This is a genomic window from Mesonia sp. HuA40 (assembly GCF_008017835.1).
Taxonomy (GTDB): domain Bacteria; phylum Bacteroidota; class Bacteroidia; order Flavobacteriales; family Flavobacteriaceae; genus Mesonia.
The window spans coordinates 16,189-42,858 of the sequence record NZ_VRLT01000005.1 but is presented as its reverse complement, the minus strand read 5'-3'; the positions used below and the strand labels follow the sequence as shown (position 1 = coordinate 42,858).

Annotated in this window: 20 protein-coding genes and 5 tRNA genes; 24 read left to right on the top strand and 1 reads right to left on the bottom strand. The window is 36.3% G+C overall.

Translation table 11 applies throughout. The features are described from left to right. Positions 1 to 73 precede the first annotated feature (73 nt). The 20 genes from FT993_RS00355 (at position 74) to FT993_RS00260 (ending at position 17,083) form a co-directional block, all read left to right on the top strand. A tRNA-Thr gene (locus FT993_RS00355) sits at positions 74 to 147 on the top strand. A gap of 37 nt (positions 148 to 184) precedes the next feature. After that, positions 185 to 267, top strand: a tRNA-Tyr gene (locus FT993_RS00350). 24 nt (positions 268 to 291) lie between these two features. Next, positions 292 to 364, top strand: a tRNA-Gly gene (locus FT993_RS00345). 69 nt (positions 365 to 433) lie between these two features. Then, a tRNA-Thr gene (locus FT993_RS00340) sits at positions 434 to 505 on the top strand. A 108-nt stretch (positions 506 to 613) separates the two neighbouring features. Further along, positions 614 to 1,801, top strand: coding sequence for an elongation factor Tu (gene tuf, locus FT993_RS00335; RefSeq protein WP_147860557.1), 1,188 nt, complete (start codon positions 614 to 616; stop codon positions 1,799 to 1,801). Positions 1,802 to 1,852: 51 nt separating this feature from the next. Beyond that, positions 1,853 to 1,925, top strand: a tRNA-Trp gene (locus FT993_RS00330). Positions 1,926 to 2,063: 138 nt separating this feature from the next. Further along, positions 2,064 to 2,261: a preprotein translocase subunit SecE gene (secE, locus tag FT993_RS00325; protein WP_147860556.1), complete on the top strand. Its 198-nt coding sequence runs from the start codon at positions 2,064 to 2,066 to the stop codon at positions 2,259 to 2,261. A gap of 14 nt (positions 2,262 to 2,275) precedes the next feature. Continuing rightward, the gene (gene nusG, locus FT993_RS00320; protein WP_147860555.1) at positions 2,276 to 2,827 is read left to right on the top strand and encodes a transcription termination/antitermination protein NusG; all 552 of its coding nucleotides are present in this window, start codon (positions 2,276 to 2,278) and stop codon (positions 2,825 to 2,827) included. Between the two features lie 69 nt (positions 2,828 to 2,896). Continuing rightward, on the top strand, positions 2,897 to 3,334 hold the full coding sequence (gene rplK / locus FT993_RS00315) for a 50S ribosomal protein L11 (protein ID WP_147860554.1): 438 nt from the start codon (positions 2,897 to 2,899) through the stop codon (positions 3,332 to 3,334). 18 nt (positions 3,335 to 3,352) lie between these two features. Beyond that, a complete protein-coding gene (gene rplA, locus FT993_RS00310) occupies positions 3,353 to 4,051 on the top strand; it encodes a 50S ribosomal protein L1 (RefSeq protein ID WP_147860553.1) in 699 nt (232 codons plus the stop codon). 10 nt (positions 4,052 to 4,061) lie between these two features. Then, entirely contained in the window at positions 4,062 to 4,583 is a 522-nt protein-coding gene (gene rplJ / locus FT993_RS00305) for a 50S ribosomal protein L10 (RefSeq protein ID WP_147860552.1), read from the top strand. Positions 4,584 to 4,644: 61 nt separating this feature from the next. Then, complete coding sequence (gene rplL, locus FT993_RS00300; RefSeq protein ID WP_147860551.1) at positions 4,645 to 5,019, top strand: 50S ribosomal protein L7/L12; 375 nt, start codon at positions 4,645 to 4,647, stop codon at positions 5,017 to 5,019. Positions 5,020 to 5,191: 172 nt separating this feature from the next. After that, the gene (rpoB, locus tag FT993_RS00295) at positions 5,192 to 9,004 is read left to right on the top strand and encodes a DNA-directed RNA polymerase subunit beta (protein ID WP_147860550.1); all 3,813 of its coding nucleotides are present in this window, start codon (positions 5,192 to 5,194) and stop codon (positions 9,002 to 9,004) included. A 55-nt stretch (positions 9,005 to 9,059) separates the two neighbouring features. After that, complete coding sequence (rpoC, locus tag FT993_RS00290; protein ID WP_147860549.1) at positions 9,060 to 13,361, top strand: DNA-directed RNA polymerase subunit beta'; 4,302 nt, start codon at positions 9,060 to 9,062, stop codon at positions 13,359 to 13,361. Between the two features lie 13 nt (positions 13,362 to 13,374). Next, complete coding sequence (locus FT993_RS00285) at positions 13,375 to 13,689, top strand: DUF3467 domain-containing protein (RefSeq protein ID WP_147860548.1); 315 nt, start codon at positions 13,375 to 13,377, stop codon at positions 13,687 to 13,689. Positions 13,690 to 13,893: 204 nt separating this feature from the next. Further along, on the top strand, positions 13,894 to 14,262 hold the full coding sequence (locus tag FT993_RS00280; RefSeq protein ID WP_147860547.1) for a hypothetical protein: 369 nt from the start codon (positions 13,894 to 13,896) through the stop codon (positions 14,260 to 14,262). A gap of 91 nt (positions 14,263 to 14,353) precedes the next feature. After that, the gene (locus tag FT993_RS00275; protein ID WP_147860546.1) at positions 14,354 to 14,971 is read left to right on the top strand and encodes a T9SS type A sorting domain-containing protein; all 618 of its coding nucleotides are present in this window, start codon (positions 14,354 to 14,356) and stop codon (positions 14,969 to 14,971) included. Positions 14,972 to 14,975: 4 nt separating this feature from the next. Further along, entirely contained in the window at positions 14,976 to 15,680 is a 705-nt protein-coding gene (locus tag FT993_RS00270) for a T9SS type A sorting domain-containing protein (RefSeq protein WP_147860545.1), read from the top strand. A 4-nt stretch (positions 15,681 to 15,684) separates the two neighbouring features. Then, complete coding sequence (locus tag FT993_RS00265; protein ID WP_147860544.1) at positions 15,685 to 16,389, top strand: T9SS type A sorting domain-containing protein; 705 nt, start codon at positions 15,685 to 15,687, stop codon at positions 16,387 to 16,389. 4 nt (positions 16,390 to 16,393) lie between these two features. Next, complete coding sequence (locus FT993_RS00260; protein ID WP_147860543.1) at positions 16,394 to 17,083, top strand: T9SS type A sorting domain-containing protein; 690 nt, start codon at positions 16,394 to 16,396, stop codon at positions 17,081 to 17,083. A 73-nt stretch (positions 17,084 to 17,156) separates the two neighbouring features. On the opposite strand, the gene FT993_RS00255 is transcribed toward FT993_RS00260, so the two are convergent. Beyond that, positions 17,157 to 18,743, bottom strand: coding sequence for a peptide chain release factor 3 (locus FT993_RS00255; RefSeq protein WP_147860542.1), 1,587 nt, complete (start codon positions 18,741 to 18,743; stop codon positions 17,157 to 17,159). Between the two features lie 205 nt (positions 18,744 to 18,948). On the opposite strand from FT993_RS00255, the gene FT993_RS00250 reads away from it, so the two are divergent. The 4 genes from FT993_RS00250 (at position 18,949) to idi (ending at position 26,670) form a co-directional block, all read left to right on the top strand. Next, complete coding sequence (locus FT993_RS00250; RefSeq protein ID WP_147860541.1) at positions 18,949 to 22,821, top strand: SdrD B-like domain-containing protein; 3,873 nt, start codon at positions 18,949 to 18,951, stop codon at positions 22,819 to 22,821. A 9-nt stretch (positions 22,822 to 22,830) separates the two neighbouring features. Further along, positions 22,831 to 23,760: a type IX secretion system membrane protein PorP/SprF gene (locus tag FT993_RS00245; protein ID WP_147860540.1), complete on the top strand. Its 930-nt coding sequence runs from the start codon at positions 22,831 to 22,833 to the stop codon at positions 23,758 to 23,760. A gap of 10 nt (positions 23,761 to 23,770) precedes the next feature. Continuing rightward, positions 23,771 to 26,092: an OmpA family protein gene (locus tag FT993_RS00240; RefSeq protein ID WP_147860539.1), complete on the top strand. Its 2,322-nt coding sequence runs from the start codon at positions 23,771 to 23,773 to the stop codon at positions 26,090 to 26,092. Positions 26,093 to 26,154: 62 nt separating this feature from the next. Next, positions 26,155 to 26,670, top strand: a complete 516-nt coding sequence (idi, locus tag FT993_RS00235; protein WP_147860538.1) for an isopentenyl-diphosphate Delta-isomerase — start codon at positions 26,155 to 26,157, stop codon at positions 26,668 to 26,670.

The window sequence follows — 26,670 nt, the reverse complement described above, 5'->3', positions numbered from 1 at the left end:
TAATTGATAAACAACTCTATATTTGCAGTCCGTTAGAAAAGCGGTAGTTCTTTAAGAATAGACGAAACAAAGTGCCGATGTAGCTCAGCTGGCTAGAGCAGCTGATTTGTAATCAGCAGGTCGTGGGTTCGAGTCCCTCCATCGGCTCTATTCTATGAAATAATGATTCAAAATTAATTAAATTGGGGAGATACTCAAGCGGCCAACGAGGACAGACTGTAAATCTGTTGTTTTTTAACTTCGCAGGTTCGAATCCTGCTCTCCCCACAAAATTTAGAGATAATTTGGAATGCGGGAGTAGCTCAGTTGGTAGAGCGTCAGCCTTCCAAGCTGAATGTCGCCAGTTCGAACCTGGTCTCCCGCTCTATTTTCTTTAAGTGAAAGCTAAAGAGGGTAGGGCTTTACTTGTATAAAAGTAACTCTGAATCACTAGGCCGACGTAGCTCAGGGGTAGAGCGCTTCCTTGGTAAGGAAGAGGTCACGAGTTCAATTCTCGTCGTTGGCTCAAAAAGCGTAAGTCGCTTACTTATACTAGCAGCTTTTTAAAGTTGTTTTTTGTATTGTATATAATTTGAACACTAATATATAACTAAGATTAAAACAAGTATTAATTATGGCAAAGGAAACTTATGATCGTTCCAAACCGCACTTGAATATAGGTACAATTGGACACGTAGATCACGGAAAAACAACTTTAACTGCAGCTATTACTAAGGTATTAGCTGATGCTGGGTATTCAGAAGCATCTGCTTTTGATCAAATTGATAATGCTCCAGAAGAAAAAGAAAGAGGTATTACAATTAACTCTTCTCACGTAGAGTATGCTACTGCAAATCGTCACTATGCGCACGTTGACTGTCCAGGTCACGCCGATTACGTAAAGAACATGGTAACTGGTGCTGCTCAAATGGACGGTGCTATTCTTGTGGTTGCTGCTACAGATGGTCCTATGCCACAAACTCGTGAGCACATCTTATTGGGTCGTCAGGTAGGGATTCCTAGAATTGTTGTTTTCTTAAACAAAGTTGATTTAGTAGATGATGAAGAGCTTTTAGAGCTAGTAGAGATGGAAGTTAGAGACTTGTTATCTTTCTATGAGTATGATGGTGACAACGGTCCTATCGTTGCAGGTTCTGCATTAGGAGCTTTAGAAGGAGAGCAAAAGTGGGTTGATACAGTATTAGAGCTTATGGAAGCTGTTGATAACTGGATCGAGTTACCAGAGCGTGATGTTGATAAGCCATTCTTGATGCCTATTGAAGATGTATTCTCTATTACAGGTCGTGGTACTGTTGCAACTGGTCGTATTGAGACTGGTATCGCAAACACTGGAGATCCTGTAGAGATTATCGGTATGGGTGCAGAGAAATTAACTTCAACTATTACTGGTATTGAAATGTTCCGTCAGATATTAGATAGAGGTGAAGCTGGTGATAACGCTGGTATCTTATTGAGAGGTATTGAGAAGACTCAAATCTCTAGAGGTATGGTTATTACTAAGCCAGGTTCTGTAACTCCTCACGCTAAGTTTAAGGCAGAGGTGTATATCTTGAAAAAAGAAGAAGGTGGTCGTCACACGCCATTCCACAACAACTACCGTCCTCAGTTCTACGTAAGAACAACTGATGTTACAGGTACTATTAGTCTTCCTGATGGAGTTGAGATGGTTATGCCAGGTGATAACTTAACTATTCATGTTGAGTTGATTCAGCCAATCGCAATGAATGTAGGTCTTCGTTTTGCTATCCGTGAAGGGGGTAGAACAGTAGGTGCTGGTCAGGTTACTGAAATTTTAGACTAATTTAAATATAGTTTAGGTTAAGGTTTGGTTGCAGACCTTAACCTAAATCCTACGGGTTTAGCTCAGTTGGTAGAGCACTGGTCTCCAAAACCAGGTGTCGGGAGTTCGAGTCTCTCAACCCGTGCAAAGCACTGGAAAAGTGCTGGTCAAATCGGTTTTATATTAAGACCGATTTGCTGAATTAAAACAAATTCAAAGGCGATGCGCCTTTTTTTCTTCAGAGAAGAGATAAAGATGCTCATCTTTTGTAAACCTTAATAAAATGGCAGGAATCGTAAAATATATATCTGAGTCTTATAGTGAATTGAAAAATCATGTTACTTGGCCTTCATATGCAGAAGGGCAAAGACTTACGGTTATAGTGCTTGTTTTTTCGGTAATATTCTCTTTAGCAATTTGGGGGGTGGATACTGTTTTTAGTTCTGTGATTGAGCAGTATTTTGATTGGGTTAAATCTTAAGAATTACAAGTAATATGTCTGAAGATAATTTGAAGAAGTGGTACGTTGTTCGTGCGGTAAGTGGTCAAGAGAATAAGGTTAAAGATTATATCGAGAAAGAGATTTCTTATCAAGGTTTAGAAGATTTTGTAGATCAAGTTCTAGTGCCTACAGAGAAAGTTATACAAATTAGAAATGGTAAGAAAATAAACAAAGAAAGAGTTTATTTTCCTGGTTATGTAATGGTTCAGGCAAATTTAAGTGGTGAGGTGCCGCATATCATTAAAAGTATCAATGGTGTGATAGGTTTCTTGGGTGAAACTAAAGGTGGTGACCCTGTGCCTTTAAGACGTTCTGAAGTAAATAGAATGTTAGGTAAGGTGGATGAGCTTTCTGTTAAAAAGGATACCGTGGCTATTCCATACACAGTTGGAGAAACAGTTAAAGTGATAGACGGACCTTTTAATGGCTTTAACGGTACTGTAGAAAAGGTAAATGAAGAAAAACGCAAGCTTGAGGTGATGGTGAAAATTTTTGGAAGAAAAACACCGGTAGAGTTGAGCTATATGCAAGTTGAGAAAATATAAATTGTTACATATATAGAATTATTGTTAATGCTTCCACTTTAAAAATAATTCAATTTTAAATTTTTAAAAATGGCAAAAGAAGTAAGTAAGGTTGTAAAGCTACAAGTTAAAGGAGGAGCGGCGAACCCGTCTCCACCAGTAGGACCTGCTTTGGGTGCGGCCGGTGTGAATATCATGGAATTCTGTAAGCAATTCAATGGTAGAACACAAGATAAAGCTGGAAAGGTGTTGCCTGTTGTGATTACAGTATATAAAGATAAATCTTTTGATTTTGTAATTAAAACACCACCTGCTGCAGTGCAAATTATGGAAGCAGCCAAAGTTAAGAAAGGTTCTGGAGAGCCAAACCGTAAAAAAGTCGCTAGTATTACTTGGGATCAAGTAAAAGCTATAGCAGAAGACAAAATGCAAGATTTAAATGCATTCACAGTAGATTCAGCCATGAAGATGGTAGCAGGTACTGCTCGATCTATGGGAGTGAATGTTAAAGGTGAAGCACCATTTTAATCTATAAAGAACTAAAAAATGGCAAAATTAACAAAAAAGCAAAAAGAAGCTCAATCTAAAATAGATTCTTCTAAATCATACACGGTAGCCGAGGCTTCTGCTTTAATTAAAGAGGTGTCAAACGTAAATTTTGATCCTTCTGTAGATTTAGCAGTGCGTCTAAACGTTGATCCGCGTAAAGCGAATCAAATGGTAAGAGGGGTGGTAACGCTTCCTCACGGTACTGGTAAAGATGTAAAAGTATTGGCTTTAGTAACTCCAGATAAGGAGCAAGAAGCTAAAGATGCTGGTGCAGACTTTGTAGGTTTAGATGAGTACTTAGATAAAATAAAAGGAGGTTGGACAGACGTTGATGTGATTATCACAATGCCGAGCGTAATGGGTAAATTAGGACCATTAGGTAGAGTTTTAGGGCCTAGAGGTTTGATGCCTAACCCTAAAACCGGAACGGTAACTATGGATATCGCTAAAGCTGTAGCTGATGTAAAAGCTGGTAAAATTGACTTTAAAGTTGATAAAACTGGTATCGTGCACGCAGGTATAGGAAAAGCCTCTTTTGATGCAGAGAAAATTGCTGGAAACGCAAGAGAATTATTAACTACTTTGGTGAAATTGAAGCCGCAAGCGGCTAAAGGTGTGTATATTAAAAGTATTCACATGTCTAGTACAATGAGCCCAAGTGTTGCAATTGATACTAAAAGGTATACTGAGCAATAAATAAATCATTATGACAAGAGAAGAAAAATCACAAGTAATAAAGGATTTAACAGCCCAGTTAGCAGATACATCTACCATCTATTTAGCAGATATCTCTGGTTTAGATGCTGGAACTACTTCAAATTTAAGAAGAGCTTGTTTTAAAGCAAACGTTTCGCTATCTGTAGTTAAAAATACCTTATTAGCAAAAGCTATGGAAAGCTCTGATAAAGATTTCGGAGACTTACCACAAGTACTTAAAGGAAATACTTCTATTATGATTTCTGAAACTGGAAATGCTCCAGCTAAAGTAATCAAAGAATTTAGAAAGAAGTCTGAAAAGCCATTATTGAAGGGAGCTTTTATTGATGAAGCTATCTATGTTGGTGATGAAAACCTAGAGGCCTTAGCCAATATCAAGTCTAAAGACGAAGTTATTGGAGATATCATTGGTCTATTACAATCGCCTGCTAAAAACGTTGTTTCTGCCCTTAAATCTGGAGGCGGAAAAATCGCTGGTATTTTAAAGACTCTTTCTGAAAAAGAAGGATAAAAAACGTACGCACTTTTTAACAATTATATAAACTAAATTACACATTTTAAAACGATAGAAAATGGCAGATTTAAAAGATTTCGCAGAACAGTTAGTTAACTTAACAGTAAAAGAAGTTAATGAGTTAGCTGATATTTTAAAGGAAGAATATGGTATTGAGCCTGCTGCTGCAGCAGTAGCTGTTGCTGGTGGTGCTGCCGCTGGTGGTGAAGAAGCTGAAGAGCAAACAGAATTCGACGTGATTCTTAAGTCAGCTGGAGCTTCTAAATTAGCAGTAGTTAAATTGGTTAAAGAATTAACTGGTTTAGGATTAAAAGATGCTAAAGGATTAGTAGATGGTGCACCTGCTCCAGTAAAAGAAGGTGTTGCTAAAGACGAAGCTGAGGCATTAAAATCTCAATTAGAAGAGGCAGGAGCTGAGGTTGAGCTTAAATAAGCTTAACAAGCAATATTATTTAGGTTTAGACCTCAAGCATTGTGTCTTGAAGGTCTAAACCATTTTGCGTATGTATACGCAGCGTTTAGTCGCAAACATTATAACTTTAATTAAGTGTTTAATTTTTAGAGCTTCAAATTAAAATTAAATACTTTCAAATTCCGTCAAATAGATGTTAGAAACGCAAGTTGAAAGATTGAATTTTTCTTCTGTTAAAAACAGACCAGATTATCCTGACTTTTTGGATATTCAGATAAAATCGTTTCAAGATTTTTTTCAGTTAGAAACCAAATCAGAAGAAAGAGGGAATGAAGGATTATATAATACTTTCCTAGAAAATTTTCCCATTACCGATACCCGCAACCAATTTGTTTTAGAATTTCTAGATTACTTTATTGATACTCCTAGATATTCTATTCAAGAATGTATAGAAAGAGGCTTAACTTACAGTGTGCCTCTAAAAGCCCGTTTAAAATTATATTGTACAGATCCCGAGCACGAAGATTTTGAAACTATAGTGCAAGATGTCTATTTGGGAACTATACCCTACATGACCCCTAGTGGTACCTTCTGTATTAACGGAGCAGAACGTGTGGTTGTATCTCAATTACACCGCTCACCAGGCGTTTTCTTTGGGCAATCTTTTCATGCAAACGGAACAAAACTATATTCTGCAAGAGTAATTCCTTTTAAAGGTTCTTGGATTGAATTTGCTACCGATATCAATAGCGTAATGTATGCTTATATCGATAGAAAGAAAAAATTACCAGTTACCACCTTGTTTAGAGCAATCGGCTTTGAGCGAGATAAAGATATTTTAGAAATATTTGATCTTGCTGAAGAAGTAAAAGTATCTAAATCTGGACTTAAAAAGGTGTTGGGTAGAAAACTTGCTGCCCGTGTACTTAACACTTGGTATGAAGATTTTGTAGATGAAGATACTGGAGAAGTGGTTTCTATAGAAAGAAACGAAATTGTTCTTGATCGAGATACTGAATTAGAGAAAGAACATATCGAAGAAATTCTTGAAACCGGTACAAAAACCATTTTATTACATAAAGAAGATAATAGCACAGGCGATTACGCTATTATTCATAATACACTTCAAAAAGACCCTACCAATTCAGAAAAAGAAGCGGTAGAGCACATATATAGACAATTGCGTAACGCAGAACCGCCTGATGAGGAAACCGCTCGAGGAATTATAGATAAGCTTTTCTTCTCTGATCAGCGCTATAATTTGGGTGAAGTTGGACGTTACCGAATGAATAAAAAACTAGGTTTAGATATCGCAATGGATAAGCAAGTGCTTACCAAAGAAGATATCATAACCATTATAAAATATTTAATTGAGTTAATTAATTCAAAAGCCGAAATTGATGATATTGATCACTTGTCTAACCGTCGTGTTAGAACTGTAGGAGAGCAATTATCACAACAGTTTGGTGTGGGGCTAGCTCGTATGGCTAGAACCATCCGTGAGCGAATGAATGTTCGTGATAACGAAGTGTTTACTCCAATAGATTTGATTAACGCGAAGACTTTGTCTTCTGTTATTAATTCTTTCTTTGGTACCAACCAACTTTCGCAGTTTATGGACCAAACCAACCCTTTAGCCGAAATTACGCATAAGCGTAGATTGTCTGCTTTAGGACCAGGAGGTTTATCTAGAGAGCGTGCAGGTTTTGAGGTGCGAGATGTTCACTATACACATTACGGAAGATTATGTCCTATTGAAACCCCGGAAGGACCGAATATTGGACTGATTTCTTCGCTATCGGTTTACGCTAAGGTGAACGCTATGGGATTCATCGAAACTCCATATAGAAAAGTAGAAGAAGGCAAGATAGATTTGGATAATGACCCAGTTTATTTTTCTGCCGAAGAAGAAGAGGAAAAGTTAATTGCACAGGCCAACATTCCTACCAAAGAAGACGGGACAATCGATGCCGAAAAGGTTATTGCCCGAATGGAAGGTGATTTCCCTGTTGTAGATCCTAAAGAAGTTCACTTTACGGATGTAGCACCTAACCAAATTTCTTCAATATCTGCATCATTGATTCCTTTCTTGGAGCATGATGATGCAAACCGTGCCTTGATGGGATCAAACATGATGCGTCAAGCAGTTCCATTATTGCGTGTAGATTCACCAATCGTAGGAACAGGTTTAGAGAGACAGGTTGCTTCAGATTCACGAGTATTGATAAATGCAGAAGGATCTGGAACAGTTAAATATGTAGATGCACGAAAAATCACCATAGAATACGATCGTACAGAAGAAGAACGCATGGTAAGTTTTGACTCTGATGATAAGACCTACGATTTAATTAAGTTTAGAAAAACCAACCAAGGTACTTCGGTAAACTTAAAACCTATTGTAAAGGTTGGAGATCGAGTTGCTAAAGGACAGGTACTTTGTCAAGGTTATGCTACCGAAGCCGGAGAATTGGCGCTGGGTAGAAACATGAAAGTTGCCTTTATGCCTTGGAAAGGATACAACTTTGAGGATGCAATTGTTATCTCTGAGCGTGTTGTTCGTGAAGATTTATTTACTTCTATTCATATCGATGAATATTCATTGGAGGTGAGAGACACCAAATTAGGTAATGAAGAGTTGACCAATGATATACCTAACGTATCTGAAGAAGCCACCAAAGATTTGGATGAGCACGGAATGATTCGTATCGGAGCAGAAGTTAAGCCAGGCGATATATTAATTGGTAAGATTACTCCAAAAGGAGAATCTGATCCTACTCCCGAAGAAAAGTTATTACGCGCTATTTTTGGAGATAAAGCAGGAGATGTTAAAGATGCATCTTTAAAAGCTTCACCTTCTTTAAATGGAGTAGTAATTAACAAGAAACTTTTTGCTCGTGCGGTAAAAGATAAAAGAAAGCGTGCAAAAGATAAAGAGGAAATTGCCAAACTCGAAGATAAGTACAAAGTTAAATTTGAAACGCTTAAAAATGAGTTAATCGATAAGCTTTTTGCTATTGTAGGCGGTAAAACGGCACAGGGTGTTAAAAATGATTTAGGTGAGGATATCTTACCAAAAGGTAAGAAGTATACCTTGAAGATGTTAAATTCTGTTGATGATTATACGCATTTAACACAGGGAACTTGGACAACCGATGATCATACTAACGCTTTGGTAGCCGACTTAATACACAATTATAAAATTAAAGAAAATGACCTGCAAGGTAACCTTAGAAGAGAAAAGTTTACTATTTCTGTAGGAGATGAGTTGCCATCAGGTATCATTAAATTGGCCAAAGTTTATATTGCTAAAAAGCGTAAACTTAAAGTAGGAGATAAAATGGCAGGTCGTCACGGTAACAAAGGTATTGTGGCTCGTATTGTTCGACAAGAAGATATGCCATTCCTTGAAGATGGAACGCCAGTTGATATTGTACTTAATCCACTTGGTGTACCTTCTCGTATGAATATCGGTCAGATTTATGAAACCGTATTAGGATGGGCAGGCGAGAAATTAGGTCAGAAATATGCTACACCAATTTTTGATGGTGCAACTATAGACCAAATTAATGATTTAACCGATAAAGCTGGGATACCACGATTTGGACATACCTATCTATATGATGGGGGAACTGGTGATCGTTTTGATCAAGCGGCAACTGTAGGAATCATCTACATGTTAAAGTTAGGTCATATGATTGAAGATAAAATGCACGCCAGAAGTATTGGGCCATACTCATTAATTACGCAACAGCCACTTGGAGGTAAAGCTCAATTTGGAGGACAGCGTTTTGGAGAGATGGAAGTTTGGGCACTTGAAGCTTATGGAGCATCAAGTACACTACGTGAAATCTTAACGGTAAAATCTGATGATGTAATAGGAAGGGCTAAAACTTACGAAGCAATCGTGAAGGGTGAGCCAATGCCAGAACCAGGACTACCAGAATCTTTTAACGTATTAATGCACGAATTAAAAGGTTTAGGTTTAGATATTAAATTAGAAGAATAATTCAAGTAGTAACAGCGATTATTCAAATTAGCAAAATTCTTTAGTACCATATATTATGGCAAGAAATAATGACAAGAATACACAAAAGAGATTTAATAAAATCTCTATAGGTTTAGCATCTCCAGAAGCTATTTTAGCAGAATCTAGAGGAGAAGTGCTTAAACCTGAAACCATTAATTACCGTACGCACAAACCAGAAAGAGACGGTCTTTTTTGTGAGCGAATCTTCGGTCCTGTGAAAGATTATGAATGTGCTTGTGGAAAATACAAACGCATTCGTTACCGCGGGATTGTTTGTGACCGTTGTGGAGTAGAGGTTACCGAAAAGAAAGTTCGTCGTGACCGTGTGGGACACATCAATTTGGTAGTTCCTGTAGCACATATTTGGTATTTTAGATCGTTACCCAATAAGATTGGATATTTATTAGGTATACCTTCAAAGAAATTAGATATGATAATTTACTACGAGAGATACGTAGTAATTCAACCGGGAATCGCTAAAAATGAAGAAGGAGAACCTTTACAAAAAATGGATTTCCTTACAGAAGAAGAATACCTAAACATTTTAGACAGCTTACCGCAAGAAAATCTTTATCTAGAAGATGAAGATCCTAATAAGTTTATCGCTAAAATGGGGGCAGAGTGTCTTATTGAGATTTTAAAACGTCTAGACTTAGACGAATTATCTTACGAGTTAAGACACAAGGCAAACAATGAAACTTCTAAGCAGCGTAAAACGGAAGCGCTTAAACGCCTTCAAGTGGTTGAAGCTTTTAGAGAGGCTAACGAAAGAAAAGAAAATAAACCAGAATGGATGATAATGAAAGCCATTCCGGTAATTCCACCAGAGTTAAGACCATTGGTGCCGTTAGATGGAGGGCGTTTTGCAACTTCAGATTTAAATGACCTATATAGACGAGTAATTATTAGAAATAATCGATTAAAGCGTCTTATGGAAATTAAGGCACCTGAAGTTATTTTACGTAACGAAAAACGTATGCTTCAGGAATCTGTAGATAGTTTGTTTGATAATACCAGAAAATCTTCTGCTGTTAAAACAGATTCTAATAGACCGCTTAAATCTTTATCTGACTCATTAAAAGGAAAACAAGGACGTTTCCGTCAGAATTTGTTAGGTAAACGTGTAGATTATTCGGCTCGTTCGGTAATTGTTGTTGGTCCAGAAATGAAATTGTTTGAGTGTGGTTTGCCGAAAAACATGGCTGCCGAATTATATAAGCCTTTTATTATTAGAAAGCTTATAGAACGCGGTATTGTTAAAACGGTAAAATCGGCTAAAAAAATTATAGATAAAAAAGAACCAGTAGTTTGGGATATATTAGAGAATGTGCTTAAAGGACATCCGGTTTTATTAAACCGTGCTCCAACTTTGCACAGATTAGGAATTCAAGCATTCCAGCCTAAATTAATTGAAGGTAAAGCAATTCGTTTACACCCGCTTGTTTGTACGGCATTTAACGCCGATTTTGACGGAGATCAAATGGCGGTGCATTTACCACTAGGCCCAGAAGCAATACTAGAAGCTCAATTGCTTATGCTTGCCTCTCATAATATTTTAAACCCAGCTAACGGTTCGCCCGTTACTGTACCTTCTCAAGATATGGTGCTTGGTTTGTATTATATGACCAAAGAAAGAAAATCAACACCCGAGCGCAAAGTATTAGGTGAAGGACTTACTTTTTACTCTGCAGAAGAGGTAATTATTGCTTATAATGAGAAGAAGGTTGAAATCAATTCTAGTATTAAAGTAAAAACAGAAGACTTTAATGAAGAAGGAGAATTGGTTCCACAAATTATTGAAACAACCGTTGGTCGTGTTTTATTTAATGAAGAAGTTCCAAGAGCAGCTGGTTATATTAATGAGGTATTGACAAAAAAATCCCTTCGAGATATTATTGGTAATATCTTAAAAGTGACTAGTGTACCTGAAACAGCCGAATTCCTTGACAAAATTAAAAGTCTAGGTTATGGATTTGCTTTTAGAGGTGGATTATCATTCTCGCTAGGAGATATTATTATTCCGGCCGAAAAAGAAGGTATGATTCAAGATGCTAATGAGCAAGTTGAAGGTATTATGGCCAATTATAATATGGGTCTTATTACCAACAATGAGCGTTATAACCAGGTAATTGATATTTGGACAGCGACCAATGCTAATCTTACTGAATTGGCAATGAAGAGAATCCGCGAAGATAACCAAGGTTTTAACTCGGTTTATATGATGCTTGACTCTGGTGCTCGTGGATCTAAAGAACAGATTAGACAGCTTACTGGTATGCGTGGACTTATGGCAAAACCTAAAAAGTCTAACTCTGGAGGTGGAGAAATTATTGAGAACCCAATTTTATCAAACTTTAAAGAAGGACTTTCAATTTTAGAATACTTTATCTCTACGCACGGTGCACGTAAAGGTCTTGCAGATACCGCACTTAAAACTGCAGATGCTGGTTACTTAACTCGTAGATTGGTAGATGTATCGCAAGATGTAATTATTAATGAAGTGGATTGTGGTACGCTAAGAGGAATCGAAGTTAGCCCATTAAAGAAAAATGAAGAGATTGTTGAAAGCTTAGCCGAAAGAATTATCGGTAGAACTGCTCTTAATGATGTGATTGACCCTATATCTGGAGAAGTATTGGCCGAAGCTGGTCAAGAAATATCTGAAGAAATAGCTAAGAAAATAGATGCTTCTGTATTAGAAAGTGTCGAAGTTAGATCTGCTCTTACATGTGAAGCTAAACAAGGGGTTTGTGTTAAATGTTATGGTCGAAACTTAGCTACCGGTAAAACGGTACAAAAAGGTGAAGCCGTTGGTGTAGTAGCCGCTCAATCAATTGGAGAGCCAGGTACACAGTTAACCTTGAGAACGTTCCACGTAGGAGGTATTGCAGGTAACATCTCTGAAGATAGTAAACTTGAAACTAAATTTGCGGGTATCGTAGATATCGAAGACCTTAAAACTGTTAAGGGAGAAGATAATGAAGGTAATCCTGTAGATGTGATTATCTCGCGAACTTCTGAATTGAAAATAAGAGATGCCAAAACAAATATTGTATTAAGTAACAACCTAATTCCTTATGGTGCACAATTATTTGTGAAGCCAGGAACAAAAGTTGAAAAAGGTACTGTGATTTGTCAATGGGATCCTTATAATGGGGTGATTATTTCTGAATTTGCTGGTAAAATTAAATTCGAAAATATTGAGCAGGGAGTTACTTATCAAGTTGAAACCGATGAGCAAACTGGTTTCCAAGAAAAAGTAATTTCTGAATCGAAAAATAAAAAGAAAATCCCTACTTTATTAATTATGGGTAAAGGCGACGAAGTAATTCGTTCGTACAACTTACCAGTTGGTGCCCACTTGATGGTAGATGACGGGGAGAAAATTAAAATAGGTAAAGTTTTAGTGAAGATACCACGTAAATCATCTAAAGCTGGTGATATTACTGGAGGTCTTCCTAGAGTTACAGAGCTATTTGAAGCACGTAATCCATCTAATCCAGCTGTAGTATCAGAGATTGATGGGGTAGTTTCGTTTGGTAAAATTAAACGAGGTAACCGTGAAATTATCGTTGAATCAAAACTGGGAGAGGTTAAGAAATACTTAGTGAAATTGTCTAATCAAATTCTTGTTCAAGAAAATGATTACGTAAGAGCGGGTATGCCTTTATCTGATGGATCTATTACACCAGAAGATATTTTAAATATCAAGGGGCCTAGCGCGGTACAACAGTACTTGGTAAATGAGGTACAGGAAGTATATCGCTTGCAAGGGGTGAAAATTAACGATAAGCATTTTGAAGTAGTAGTACGTCAAATGATGCGTAAAGTTAAAATTCAAGATCCAGGGGATACTATTTTCCTTGAGAATCAATTAATTCATAAAGATGATTTTATTGATGAGAACGATGAGATTTTTGGTAAAAAAGTTGTTGAAGACGCGGGAGATAGCGCAAATCTAAAAGCAGGTCAAATTGTGACTGCACGTCAATTAAGAGATGAGAATTCTTTATTAAGACGTGAAGACAAGCAATTGGTTACGGCTAGAGATGCACAACCAGCCACTGCTACACCAATACTGCAAGGTATTACAAGAGCTTCTTTACAGACCAAGTCTTTCATCTCTGCGGCTTCTTTCCAGGAAACCACAAAAGTATTGAACGAAGCTGCTGTAAGCGGTAAAGTTGATACCTTAGAAGGACTTAAAGAAAATGTAATCGTAGGACACAAGATTCCAGCAGGAACCGGATTAAGAGAATACGATGATATTATTGTTGGTTCTAAAGAAGAATTGGATCAAATGCTGGAAGCCAAGCAAGAAGTGAATTATAATTAATACTGAACGTACAATGAGCGAAGATCAAAAAAATAAAAAGAATCAATTAAATATTGAGCTCGATAATGAAACGGCACAAGGTAAATACAGTAACTTGGCCATCATAAATCATTCTCCGGCAGAATTTGTGGTTGATTTTGTGAGTATTATGCCAGGAGCCCCAAAAAGTAAGGTGCAATCTAGGATTATTCTTACTCCGCAGCACGCCAAACGACTGCATAAGGCACTTGGTGAAAATATACAGCGTTTTGAGCAAGCACATGGTACTATAGAAAACGATGATAAGCCACCAATCCCATTGAATTTTGGACCTACTGGTCAAGCTTAATAAAAGAAACTCCGAAGTAAGAACTTCGGAGTTTTTTTTTGGTATTTAGTAATTTTTAATCACACATATTAAAATGAATATAAAAAATTTTCAAAAAAATTATTTTATTTTTATTATTTATTAAGTTATATTTATAAAATTAACTAAAATAATATTTTATGAAAAAAATTACTTACTTACTTACTTACATTAGCTAGTTCAGCGATGTTGGCGCAAGAAACGTATCCAGCAGTTTATTATTATTACATAGAAGAAAAAGAAGCTGAAATTAGATTTTATAGGGTTGAGCACAAAGTTTATGCTTGGCTAAGCAGTGAAAACCCTTTTTCGTTTAAAGGTCAAGGTCTTAATCCTTTTAAAGAGCGGGTGCAGGAAAATCATATAACCCAAGGTACATCTTTAGACCAAATTAGAATTACTTTTACACCTCTTGCCGTTTACGATAATTATATATTAAAAGTAAAGAATCCCAATTTAAGTATTGATGTTTCCAACTATGCCTCTGGAATTTATGTGGTTATTCCTTATTGTGATGGTGAAATCATTGCATCAAAAAATCTTGTAATACAATAAAAATTTAAATCATGAAAACAACCATAAAATTAGTTATTTGCTTGTTAAGCCTTACTAGCTTTGCGCAAGTAGCCCCGCTAGAAAATCATACTTGGTATTAGAGAAATTGGTGATTAACGGGAATGATTTTCTGCCACCAAGTGCCTATCAAAATAGTTATACTGCAAATTTTGCCAATAGTGCAGATTTTATTTTTTTAGCCGCTTGTTATCCAGTTGATGGTACATTGACCTACAATCAAAACCAAAGTTTTAATATTAATTTTGCGGGCTATCCATTAGATTGTGACGGCTTATCTCAGCAAGTTATAGATTTTGATTTAAAAATAATCAACGATTATGTTAATACTAATGCACCAAATAATCCTTTTTCTTATTCCTTCACTTATCAATCTAATTTTATTGTGTTAACAGTAACTAACGGCAATGGCGATCAAGCCATATACCGTAACCAACAACTTGGGGTTTCTGTTAATGAAAAATTAGAAGTTGATCTTTATCCTAATCCTGTGACAAGCAGTTTTCAGTTAGATTTAGATGCTGGGAGCAATATTAAAACAGTTCGTATTTTTTCCGTTGACGGAAAAGAAGTAATGCATTTTAAAAAACCACAAGGCAGTTATAATGTATCTCAACTTTCACCAGGTATTTATTTTGTAAAAATTGAGGGTGAATACGTTAAGAATAATATTAAGCTTTTAAAAATATAATTCTATGAAGGCAATTATAAAATTAGTTATTTGTTTATTGAGCTTTAGTAGCCTTGCACAAATAGCGCCCTTAGAAAACTACACTTGGTATTTAGAAAAGTTGGTAATTAACGGGAATGATGTATTTCCGCCTCAAAATTTAAATCCTTATAATGATTTTAACTGGAACAATCAACAAGATTATTTTTTAGTGCAATCTTGTTCGGATTTGCTTGGTATAATGATTTATGATAACGGGAATAGTCAATTCACTATAACCAATTCTTCGGTAGGACCAGGCGAATGTCCGAGTGTCCCAGATGCTGATATGTTTGATACCACGTATATATTCGAGTTTTATGATTTCTATACTGGTCATCCAAACCCATTTACTTATGCTTTTACTAATATGTCCAATTATATTGTCTTAACAATTACTAGCGCCAATGGCGATAAGGCCATATACCGTAACCAACAACTTGGGATTTCTAGCAATGAAAAATCAGATGTTAATATTTATCCTAATCCCGCAACAAGCAGTTTTCAATTAGATATAAATGCTGGGAGCAATATTAAAACAGTTCGTATTTTTTCAGTTAACGGAAAAGAAGTAATGCATTTTAAAAAACCACAATGCAGTTATAATGTATCTCAACTTTCACCAGGTATTTATTTTGTAAAAATTGAGGGTGAATATGTTAAGAATAATATTAAGCTTTTAAAAATTTAATTCTATGAAAACAGTCATAAAATTAGTTATTTGCTTGTTAAACCTAACTAGCTTTGCGCAAGTAGCCCCACTAGAAAACCATACTTGGTATTTAGAAAAATTGGTAATAGGTGGAAATGATTTTCTGCCGCCAACGGCTTATCAAAATAGTTATACTACTGAATTTTTAAATGGCTCGTTATATTATTTTAATTCACCTTGCTCTGCTGTTTATCTTGAAGGTGGAATAACACATTTGAATAATCAAAAGTTTAAAATGAATTATGCTTATGTAACTTTATCCACTTGTCCATCTTTAAATGGAGTAGATGAGTATGACTTATTAATATCTCATACATATATAAATATAAGTAATATCAATAATAATTTTTCTTACGCCTTCAATTATCAACCTAATTATATAGTGTTAACAGTAACTAGCGCCAATGGCGATAAGGCCATATACCGTAACCAACAACTTGGGATTTCTAGTAATGAAAAATCAGAAGTTGATCTTTATCCTAATCCTGTGACAAGCAGTTTTCAATTAGATATAAATGCTGGGAACAATATTAAAACAGTTCGTATTTTTTCCGTTGACGGAAAAGAAGTAATGCATTTTAAAAAAGCACAAGGCAGTTATAATGTATCTCAACTTTCACCAGGTATTTATTTTGTAAAAATTGAGGGTGAATACGTTAAGAATAATATTAAGCTTTTAAAAATTTAATTCTATGAAAACAGTCATAAAATTAGTTATTTGCTTGTTAAGCCTAACTAGCTTTGCGCAAGTAGCCCCGCTAGAAAATCATACTTGGTATTTAGAGAAATTAGTTATTAACAATACAGATTTTTTTGTACCCAGTGGGTTTAGTAATTCTTATTTCGCAAATTTTGCTAACGGTGCAGATTATTCCCTTAATGCACCCTGTTATCCCATTCAAGGAACATTAAACTATAGTCAAAACCAAACTTTTAATATCAATGATGCAAGTACACCTTTAGACTGTGACGGCTTGCCTCGGCAAATAACAGAATATGATGAAAAAATAATGTTTAGCATTAATCTTTCAAACAATCCATTTTTTTACGTCTTTAGTTACAAATCCAATTATATTGAACTAACAATAACTAACGCCAATGGCGATCAAGCCATATACCGTAACCAACAACTTGGGGTTTCTAGCAATGAAAAATTAGAAGTTGATCTTTATCCTAATCCCGCAACAAGCAGTTTTCAATTAGATATAAGTGCTGGCAGCAATATTAAAACAGTTCGTATTTTTTCCGTTAACGGAAAAGAAGAAATGCATTTTAAAAAACCACAAAGCAGTTATAATGTATCTCAACTTTCACCGGGTATTTATTTTGTAAAAATTGAGGGTGAAATAGGGCAGAAAATGAAGAAAATCATTATAGAATAAGCTATCTAAGCCATAATTAAAAAACCTAACTGCAGTAGTTAGGTTTTTTTTAGTTTTATTTCTAAAATAGAGTTTAGAACTCAGAAGTGAGATGAAATTTAATTGTTGGGTATTTTTGTTGGGTCATTTGCAATGAAAATGCAGAATCGGCTAAAAATACCAATTGGTTCTTTTTATCTTTGGCTAAATATTTAGCCTTTACCCTTTTAAACTCTTTAAACTCCTCATTTTTTTCATCAGAGGGTTCTACCCATAGCGCTTTATACACGTTTAGATTTTCATAATTGCATTTTGCCCCATACTCATGTTCCAATCTGTACTGTATAACCTCAAATTGTAAGGCGCCTACAGTACCAATTACCTTTCGGTTATTCAACTCGAGTTTAAACAGTTGCGCCACTCCTTCATCCATCAATTGGTCAATACCTTTTTCTAGCTGCTTTGACTTCATGGGGTCTGCATTGTTGATGTATCTAAAATGCTCTGGGCTAAAACTAGGTATTCCTTTGTATTGCATTTTTTCGCCTTCGGTAAGCGTGTCACCTATTTTAAAGTTGCCTGTGTCGTGCAGGCCTACGATGTCACCCGGATATGAAATATCTACGATTTCTTTTTTCTCTGCAAAAAAGGCATTGGGACTACTAAACTTCACCTTCTTTTGATTTCTTACGTGTAAATAGGGCTTGTTACGCTCAAAAGTTCCCGAGACAATTTTCACAAAGGCTAGTCTATCTCTGTGTTTAGGATCCATATTGGCATGTATTTTAAACACGAATCCGCTAAACTTATCTTCTGTAGGTTCTACCAAACGCGTATCGCTTTCTTTGGGTCTTGGGCTAGGAGCAATTTTTATAAAACAATCAAGCAATTCTCTTACTCCAAAATTATTTAAAGCACTACCAAAAAATACAGGTTGTAAATCGGCTTTTCTGTATTCTTCAATATCAAACTCAGGATAAACGCTTAAGGCCAAGTCTAAATTATCTCTTAGCTCTTCGGCGTGTTTTTCGCCAATTAGTTCATCGAGTTCTGGGTTTTCAATTTCATCTATTTCTACCGTTTCCTCAATATCTTTTCGAGGGTCTCCAGTAAATAGATTTACATTTTTCTCCCAGATATTATAGATTCCTTTGAAATCATATCCCATACCAATAGGAAAACTTAGTGGAGTGACGTGTAAGCCTAACTTTTGCTCAATTTCATCAAGCAAATCAAAAGCATCTTTTCCTTCTCGGTCTAGCTTATTGATGAAAACAATAATGGGTATTTTGCGCATACGGCAAACTTTAACCAATTTTTCGGTTTGTTCTTCGACACCTTTAGCTACATCTACGACCACAATAACACTATCTACGGCAGTTAAAGTTCTAAAAGTGTCTTCAGCAAAATCCTTGTGACCCGGCGTATCGAGAATATTGATTTTAATATCTTTATATTCAAAAGCTAGTACCGAGGTGGCCACAGAAATACCACGTTGGCGCTCAATTTCCATAAAATCACTAGTGGCGCCTTTTTTTATTTTATTAGATTTTACCGCTCCAGCCTCTTGAATGGCCCCTCCAAAAAGCAATAATTTTTCTGTAAGCGTTGTTTTACCAGCATCAGGATGTGAAACGATACCAAAGGTTCTACGCTTGTTTATTTCTTGTTTTAACTTCATGCGGCAAAAATACTTAAAATTTGTTGAAACGAAACCTACTGTTTTTAATTCTGGTTAATTATAATTAATAATAAAAAAGTAAGTTACTTTTAACCAATTAATTTTTATTAAATAATGCGTACCTTTACCCCAAATTATAATTTTATTCTTCTTTACTTTAGTGGATAAGCTTTTATTAAACCTAACCAATAAATTTTCTTTCTGTATGAAGGTGTTTTTACGAGTTCTGTTTTTACTCTTTTTCTTATTTGTTTTTGATTTTACTTACTCTCAGCAACAACAACCGCCGTCAATTTTTAGCATAGACGCTATTATTTTAGGAAACAACAGCATATTTGCCACTACCACGGTATCGGGTAGAATTTATCGAGATGCTAATAATAATGGTACCCAAGATCCGTTTGAGAATGGTATCCCTAATGTAGATGTTTTAATTTTTGGGGTAACTATTTCTCAAGCTGTTTCAACCGATGCCAATGGCGATTGGATAGCGGTTATAGAACCGGGGCCAACCACTATTGCTATTGATAATACTGATTTACCTCCGGGATATATTCAAACAGAAGGTACCAATCCTCAAACCATTAATGCTGTTGCCAATGTCGATAATTTTACCGATAATGATGGTTTTTATTTTGAAGGTCAAATAAATGGTCATTTATATTTTGATGTAAATGGTAATGGATCGCAAGATTCAGGCGAACCCGATATGCCTAATGTAACCATAAACATTACCGATACTTTTGGGCAAGTTACCAGTGTGAGTACAGATGCCAATGGAGACTGGCTAGCTACGGTTGCAGCTGTAAACGTAAGTATTGATATAGATGATAACGACCCCGACTTCCCCACAGGGGCTATACAAACCGAAGGAACAGATCCTACACCTTTTACGGTAATCAATAATACCAATACTTTTACCGAAAATGATGGTTTTTATGAACAAGGTATATTAGAAGGGCATCTTTATTTAGATGTAAACGGTAACGGAACACAAGACACAAGTGAACCAGATTTAGCCAATATCGATGTGAACGTTGTTGATGCTTTGGGAATTACTCATGCCTTAATTACTGATGCAAACGGAAACTGGTCGGTTATTTTGCCAGCAGGAAATGCTACCTCTACTATAGATGTTAATGATACCGATTTCCCCACAGGAGCGGTACAAACCGAAGGAACTAATCCTACTACAACCATGGTGGTGAACAATCAAACGGTTAGCGATGATGGAGTGTTAAATGATGGTTTTTTTGAATCAGGTACACTAGAGGGGCATGCTTATCTTGATAAAAATGGAAATGGAAGTCAAGACCCTACAGAACCAGATTTGGCAAATGTAGATGTAAACATTACAACTTCTTTAGGTACTAACCTGGTTGTGGTTACAGATGCCGCTGGAAATTGGAGTGCTATGGTTCCTATTGGGAATACTACCGCTTTTATAGATGTAAATGATCCCGATTTTCCTACTGGTGCTATACAGACAGAAGGAACCAATCCTACCACAAGTTTTGTTACTTTGAATACAGTGGTAAGCGATGATGGGACTACAGTAAATGATGGATTTTATGAAGTAGGTACCTTAGAGGGTAGAGTTTACTTTGATGCCAATGGTAACGGTACCCAAGACAATCAAGAAACAGGTATTGCAAACCTTAGGGTAAATATTACCGATGTGTTTAATACAACTCAAGTAATTACCACTGATGGAAACGGAGACTGGTCTGTTAATTTGCCAGCAGGTACTGCAGTGTCAGATATTGAGAATAGTGATTTGCCAAACGGGGTGGTGCAAACCGAAGGAACAGATCCTACAACAAGCACTATTGTGACAGGTCAAATTACAAGCGATGACGGACCCAATACCAATGATGGTTTCTTTGCGGAGGGCACACTGCTAGGCCACTTGTACCACGACCAAAATAATAACGGTGTTCAAGATGGGGGAGAACCTAATCTACCCAATGTAGATGTTCAGATAACCAATAGCTTGGGTAATACTACGGTGGTAACTACTAATACAACTGGAGATTGGTCTATTACCACTCCAGTGGGAAGTACAACTTCTTTAATAGATGTTAACGATCCAGATTTTTTAGTAGGAGCCGTTCAAACCCAAGGTACGAATCCTACCACTACCGCCGTTACAGCGAATAATGTTTTGAATGAAATTCCAGACGGATTTTATCTGCCAGCTCAAAATTTAGGTACGCTACAGGGGCATCTATATTTTGATAGCAACGGAAACGGAACTCAAGATGCCGGTGAGCCCGATTTAAGTTATGTAGATGTGGTAATAACCGATTCGCAAGGAATAATTCAAGTGGTAACCACCAATACTACGGGAGATTGGAGTGTAAACGTGCCAGCCGGTAATACACAATCGGCTATTGATAGAAGTGACCCTGATTTCCCTGCTGGTGCAATTCAAACCGAAGGTACAGACCCTAGCGTCACCGCTGTTACTGCCAATAATACGATAAGCGAAACACCCGATGGTTTTTCATTTACAAATCAAGCAACAGGAACTTTACAAGGTCATGTATATCACGATGTAAATGGTAACGGAACCCAGGATAGTGGTGAACCCGATTTTTCAAATGTTGGAATTATCGTTCAAGATGCAGCAAACTTAACTTATAATACGGTTACCGACGCCAATGGAGATTGGTTGGTAGTGGTAAATGCAGGGACTGCGACCTCAAACATTAACAATGCCGACTTACCACCTGGTTTTGTGCAAACCCAAGGTACTGATCCTACAACAACTAACGTAGTAGCCAATACCGTAACAGCTGAGACTCCCGATGGCTTTACAGATTCAAACTTACCTCTCGGCGAGTTAACAGGGCATATTTATTTTGATAGTAATAATAATGCAACTCAGGATACTGGAGAACCTAATTTACCTAATGTAGATGTGCAAATCATAGATGTGAATGGTATAATACAAGTAATTACTACAGATGCTAATGGAGATTGGAAGGTAACGGTGCCAGAAGGTTTAACCACTTCAGATATAGTCTTAACCGATCCAGATATGCCTGCGAATGTGGTTCAGACCGAGGGATCAAATCCAACAATAACTGTAGTGGTACAAAATACTTCTACAAGCGAAGTGCCAGATGGTTTCTTTGTGCCTAATACCCAATTTGGAATGCTTCAAGGTCATTTGTATGAGGATTCAAATAATAATGGCACACAAGATGCCGGCGAACCCGACTTGCCTAATATTGATGTAGAAATAACCGATGCATTGGGTATACAACAAACCTTGGTTACCGATGCTGCCGGAAATTGGAGTGTTAGCCTACCAGAGGGTATAACCCGTAGCGAAATTCAAACTACAGATCCAGATTTTCCTGCTGGTGCGGTACAAACCCAAGGAACAAACCCGACGCTTACCGTAGTAGTGGCAAACAATACTACCAGTGAAGTGCCTGACGGATTTTACACCACGGGTAATGAAGTTGAAGTTTTTGGAGGGATTGTTTACTTGGATGTAAACGGTAACGGAACCCAAGATATCAACGAACCAGGTATTCCAAACATTCCGGTACAAATCACCGATGGTCAAGGAAATATGATTCAAGTACAAACAGATAGTCAAGGAGAATGGGAAGAAGAGATATTTACAGGACAAATATTGTCTTATATAGATGTAGATAGTCCTAATTTTCCCTCCTATTCGTATCAAACAGAGGGGAGTAATCCTAGTAGTTTTACATTACTAAAACATGCACCAATTTTCGAGAAAAACGGTTATCATCTAGAACCTTTACACGTATACAATGCTATTTCTCCTAATGGCGATGGTAAAAATGACGTACTTATTATTCAGGGTATCGAACGTTATCCTGATAATGAATTGAAGGTGTTTAATCGTTGGGGAGTGTTGGTCTATGAAGCGAAAGGTTATGGACAAGACAATAAGTTTTTTACCGGCTTTAGTCAGGGCAGAGCCACCCTTAATAAGGATGAAAAATTACCTTCAGGAACTTACTTTTATACCTTAAAGTATAAAGACAGTAATAATCAAGAGCGAGATTTAGACGGTTATTTGTACATCAATTAATAAAGTAGTATGAACAAGAATATTTTTCTTTTAATCATAAGTATGGTGCTTGTTGTACCATTTAGTAATGCACAGCAAGACGCGCAATTTACACAATATATGTACAATCCGCTTAGCTTTAACCCGGCCTATGCTGGTAGTCGAGATGTGCTTAGTGCCGTTCTAATGCATCGTTCACAATGGTTGGGCGTACAAGGAGCTCCAACCACACAGCATTTAAGTGGTCATAGCCCGATAAATGAGACTATGAGTGTAGGCTTAAATATTATGCGTGATGAGGTAGGGCCAATGCAAGAAAATACTATTCAAGCAAGTTATAGCTACGGTATTTTTCTTAATCGAAGTTTGAGGCTTAACTTCGGTTTGCAATTGGGAGCAAATTTACTCGATGTAGATTTTAATAAATTGTCAATTAGAGACCCTAATGATCCCAACTTTGCCGAAAATATTGATAAGAAGTTTTCGCCACAATTCGGTTTAGGTGCCATGCTATATGATGAAAATTATTATGTTGGAATTAGCGTTCCAAATTTGGTTGAAACCGAACATTTTGATCAATCCAATAATTCTAATTCGAAAACATTGGTAAAAGAAAAGGCTTCTTTTTATCTAACAGGGGGTTATGTTTGGCAAGTTTCTCCTAATTTAAAATTTAAGCCTACTTTACTATCAAAAATTACAACGGGCTCTCCCTTGCAAATAGATGTTTCTACAAACTTCTTGTTGTATGATAAATTTACGCTAGGAGTCGCTTACCGTTGGGATTCGGCTATAAGTGCACTGGCTGCATTTCAAATTTCAGACTCCTGGTTAATAGGTGTTGCCTACGATATGGAAACAACTTCATATTCAGCCTACAACAATGGTAGCTTAGAAGCCTTTTTGAGATTTGAATTATTCAAGAAATACAACAAAATGCTAACGCCACGATTCTTCTAAAAAAATGGTTATGAAAATGCAAAATATCACTTACTTACTTTTTCTTTTCACCTTCTTCTTTCAAAGCTCATTATTGGCTCAAGAAGATAAGTTAAAAGAAGCAGATAAAATGTTCGATAGGTATGCCTTTATAGATGCTCGAGAAATATACTTAGAAGTGGCAAAAGCGGGCTATGAGTCTGAAAACCTTTTTAAAAAACTTGGGGACTCTTATTATTTTAACGGAGAACTTACTCAAGCACTCAACTGGTATGAAAAGCTCTATGGATTGAAGTCAGAAAATCTAGATGAGAGTTATTTGTTCAGATATGCCATGGCTTTAAAAAGTAATGAACAGTACAAAAAATCGGATTCGGTGCTTCTAGAATTTGAAAAATTAAAAGAAAATGATTCGCGGGTTGAACTTTTAAAGGGAGAACGAAATTACCTCGAATTAATTGAATTGCAGTCTGGAAAATTTGAAATTGAATTGGCTAATATCAATTCAAAGTTATCAGACTTTTCGCCCCAAGTGGTTGATAGTTTGTTGATTTTTGCATCCAATAAGGAAGTTGCTTCTACAGTAAAAAGGGTTCATGAATGGAATAAACAACCTTACTTAGACTTATATTTTGTAAAGCTTAATGAAGATAATCAAATTGTGAGCGAGCCAACCCCATTTGAAGAAACCATTAATTCAAAATTCCACGAATCTTCGGCTTGTATGACAAAAGATCGCTTAACGCTCTATTTTACCCGAAATAATTACAACAAGAAAAAATACGGAAAAAGTGAAGAGGGAATCAATTTTTTAAAAATATATAAATCAGAACGTGAAAGTATAGATGCCCCTTGGGGAACACCAGAGGAGTTACCCTTTAATAATGATAACTATTCCGTAGCTCATCCTACCTTGAATAAAGACGAGACTAAGTTATTTTTCGCTTCAGATATGCCAGGTACTAGAGGAATGTCCGATATTTATTTTGTCGAAATTTTAGCTGACGGCTTTGGAGATCCTGTAAATTTAGGCGAGCACATTAATACAGAAGCCAGGGAAACCTTCCCATACTTTTCAGATAAAAATGAGCTTTATTTTGCCAGTGATGGGCATATTGGTCTAGGAGGTCTAGATATATTTGTGACCGTTTTGAAAGAGGATGATACATTTGGCGAAGTTTTTAATGTTGGTGCGCCTGTAAACAGTTCAAAAGATGATTTTAGCTTCGTATTTACAGAAGGAAGCAAAAAAGGTTTTTTTGCTAGTAACCGTCCAGGCGGATTAGGCGAAGATGATATTTATCATTTCACTCAAAAAGAGGATTTAATAACCGCCTGTCAACAATATGTGAGTGGAGTAATTACGCAAACCGAGAACCAACAACCCATTGCAGGAGTGAAAGTAGAGTTGTATGATGAAAATTTAACTTTCCTAGATGAAACGGTTACAGATGATGAAGGAGGCTATGAATTTACTCTTGATTGCGATACACGTTATATTATACGAGTTTCAAAAAATCAATTCAAAACAGATGAGAAGCTCTTAAAATCAGGTTCTGAATTTGAGAAAAATTTTGATCTTCCATTGAATGTAGAGAAAGGTGGTAATTCAACCTTGGGCGTAACTAAAGCGGGAAAAGGAGATGATTTAAGAAGTCTGCTGCAACTCGACCCTATTTATTTTGATTTAGATGATAGTCAGATAAGAGCAGATGCTGAGGTGGAATTACAAAAAATCGTTGCAGTACTTAAAAAGTATCCTGAGATGAAAATTGATATCCGATCGCATACCGACAGTAGAGCAGGAGATGCCTACAATATGTTGTTATCAGAAAAAAGAGCAAAAGCAACCGTATCATACCTTCGCAAACAAGGTATATCTTCAGGACGAATATCAGGAAAGGGTTATGGCGAAACACAATTAATTAATCATTGTGAAAACAACATACCTTGCTCAGAACAAGAACATCAATTAAATCGTAGGTCAGAATTTATCATATTAAATGATAATGAAACCCCAGAGATTTTAAGAAAAAATATCAGTAAACGTCAGCAAGAAAGTCAGCAAATAAAAGACAAAGCAGAAAATAAGGAGCTCACTACAACTTACGATTTTACTGGTAATGAGATTTATTATACCGTTCAAATCGCAGCCGTAAATAAAAACAATCCTTTGGTTGGTTTTAATGAAGTTTCTGGTGTATTTAACCATGTTTATCCCGATGGGCTACGAAGATATTTCTCTAAGTTATTTAAAACTAGAGAGGAAGCAGATCAATATAAGTTGGTTGTTCGTGAAGCGGGTATACAAGGTGCTTTCGTGGTTGGAATTCAAGGGCAAAACAGGTTCTAAAAAAGGGCTAAACCGCCATTATAATTTAGTTTATCTCAAATACTTTTGTATTTTTGATAACTATGGAAGAACAAGTGATTTTGGTAAACGAGAAGGATGAGCAAATCGGTTTGATGGAAAAAATTGAAGCTCACGAAAAGGCTCTGTTGCATAGAGCATTCTCGGTTTTTGTCTTTAACGACAAAAATGAAGTGATGATTCAACAACGTGCCTTAGGTAAATATCATTCCCCAGGGTTATGGACCAATACTTGCTGTAGTCATCAAAAGCCAGGCGAAACCAATACGCAGGCCGGCGAAAGGCGACTGCAAGAAGAAATGGGTTTTACAACGCCCTTAAAAGAAGTTACTTCTTTTATATATAAGGCCCCGTTTGACAATGGTTTAACAGAACATGAATTTGACTATATCTTAATTGGGCATTATAATGATGTACCTCAAATTAACGAAGAAGAGGTAGCATCTTGGAAATGGGTTACTTTAGATTTTTTGAAAAAAGACATCGAAGCCAATCCCCATATTTATACCGCTTGGTTTAAAATTATTTTCGAAAAGTATTATCAATATATTTCAAAATAA

Excerpts from the sequence above, each read along its gene's own strand:
- FT993_RS00280 (WP_147860547.1), top strand. The coding sequence starts at position 13,894 with ATGTTGGCGCAAGAAACGTATCCAGCAGTTTATTATTATTACATAGAA.
- FT993_RS00245 (WP_147860540.1), top strand. The coding sequence starts at position 22,831 with ATGAACAAGAATATTTTTCTTTTAATCATAAGTATGGTGCTTGTTGTA.
- rpoC (WP_147860549.1), top strand. The coding sequence starts at position 9,060 with ATGGCAAGAAATAATGACAAGAATACACAAAAGAGATTTAATAAAATC.
- idi (WP_147860538.1), top strand. The coding sequence starts at position 26,155 with ATGGAAGAACAAGTGATTTTGGTAAACGAGAAGGATGAGCAAATCGGT.
- tuf (WP_147860557.1), top strand. The coding sequence starts at position 614 with ATGGCAAAGGAAACTTATGATCGTTCCAAACCGCACTTGAATATAGGT.
- rplA (WP_147860553.1), top strand. The coding sequence starts at position 3,353 with ATGGCAAAATTAACAAAAAAGCAAAAAGAAGCTCAATCTAAAATAGAT.
- rplL (WP_147860551.1), top strand. The coding sequence starts at position 4,645 with ATGGCAGATTTAAAAGATTTCGCAGAACAGTTAGTTAACTTAACAGTA.
- FT993_RS00265 (WP_147860544.1), top strand. The coding sequence starts at position 15,685 with ATGAAAACAGTCATAAAATTAGTTATTTGCTTGTTAAACCTAACTAGC.
- FT993_RS00250 (WP_147860541.1), top strand. The coding sequence starts at position 18,949 with ATGAAGGTGTTTTTACGAGTTCTGTTTTTACTCTTTTTCTTATTTGTT.
- FT993_RS00255 (WP_147860542.1), bottom strand. The coding sequence starts at position 18,743 with ATGAAGTTAAAACAAGAAATAAACAAGCGTAGAACCTTTGGTATCGTT.
- rpoB (WP_147860550.1), top strand. The coding sequence starts at position 5,192 with ATGTTAGAAACGCAAGTTGAAAGATTGAATTTTTCTTCTGTTAAAAAC.
- FT993_RS00240 (WP_147860539.1), top strand. The coding sequence starts at position 23,771 with ATGAAAATGCAAAATATCACTTACTTACTTTTTCTTTTCACCTTCTTC.
- FT993_RS00285 (WP_147860548.1), top strand. The coding sequence starts at position 13,375 with ATGAGCGAAGATCAAAAAAATAAAAAGAATCAATTAAATATTGAGCTC.
- rplJ (WP_147860552.1), top strand. The coding sequence starts at position 4,062 with ATGACAAGAGAAGAAAAATCACAAGTAATAAAGGATTTAACAGCCCAG.
- nusG (WP_147860555.1), top strand. The coding sequence starts at position 2,276 with ATGTCTGAAGATAATTTGAAGAAGTGGTACGTTGTTCGTGCGGTAAGT.
- FT993_RS00270 (WP_147860545.1), top strand. The coding sequence starts at position 14,976 with ATGAAGGCAATTATAAAATTAGTTATTTGTTTATTGAGCTTTAGTAGC.
- FT993_RS00260 (WP_147860543.1), top strand. The coding sequence starts at position 16,394 with ATGAAAACAGTCATAAAATTAGTTATTTGCTTGTTAAGCCTAACTAGC.
- secE (WP_147860556.1), top strand. The coding sequence starts at position 2,064 with ATGGCAGGAATCGTAAAATATATATCTGAGTCTTATAGTGAATTGAAA.
- rplK (WP_147860554.1), top strand. The coding sequence starts at position 2,897 with ATGGCAAAAGAAGTAAGTAAGGTTGTAAAGCTACAAGTTAAAGGAGGA.